This window comes from Burkholderia sp. DN3021 (genome assembly GCF_049805555.1).
GTDB classification, from domain to species: Bacteria; Pseudomonadota; Gammaproteobacteria; order Burkholderiales; family Burkholderiaceae; genus Burkholderia; species Burkholderia pyrrocinia_C.
In genome coordinates this window covers 1-738 of sequence record NZ_JBNCAB010000259.1, presented here as the reverse complement: position 1 = coordinate 738, position 738 = coordinate 1, and the positions used below count along the sequence as shown (strand labels likewise).

The following is a 738-nucleotide window of genomic DNA, read 5'->3' as shown; positions in this document are numbered from 1 at the left end:
CAGGCAAGCACCGCGAAGGCGAGATAGTTGCCCGCGATTGTCGCAACGAGTGACGACGCGACGAAAATGTTTGATGCGATTGAAGAAACGTTCGACGATGTTTCGAGTTCGGTACAGCACTCGACTGTACCGACGCTTGGTCTTTCGATTCGAACGTGGCGGGATCACAACCTCGGCACGCGCAGCACGGATAGTGTTCGCGAAGGCATCCGCGTCGTAACCTTTGTCGGCAATCACAGCACCCGTGTGCAGATGCTCGACCAATTCGTGCGCGCACGAAATATCGGCGACCTGTCCCTCGGTAATGATCATTCGCAGAGGCCGTCCGGCTTCAACGACAGCCGGATGCAATTTGGTCGTCAGTCCGCCGCGCGAGCGGCCGAGCGCTTGTGGGTCACTTTTTTTCGAGCGCCGGCCGAATGTTGGTGTTCCCGCACGATGGTCGAGTCGATCAGCACACGTTTGATCTCCGTTTCGTCGGACACCGCATGCGCCACGCCTCCCACACACCTTTACGACGCCACCGCGAGAAGCGCATGTACACCGTATGTCATCTGCCGAACTCCTTCGGCAGATCTCGCCACGGGCAGCCCGTTCGGCCAACGATTGTCGGCCGCCGTTCACCCCGGATCGCCTTCCTTGCTCGGTAATACAGATTCGATTCGTTCCCATACCTCGTCGCTCAATAACGTTCAAATCATCTTGGCCAGCTAGCGCAAAAAACAAGATGTAAAGACA

At 57.2% G+C, this 738-nt stretch carries 1 pseudogene; it reads right to left on the bottom strand.

The features are described from left to right. A pseudogene (locus tag ACPUER_RS36970) lies at nt 1–686 on the bottom strand (IS5 family transposase); the annotation flags it as partial. Nucleotides 687–738: the final 52 nt, after the last annotated feature.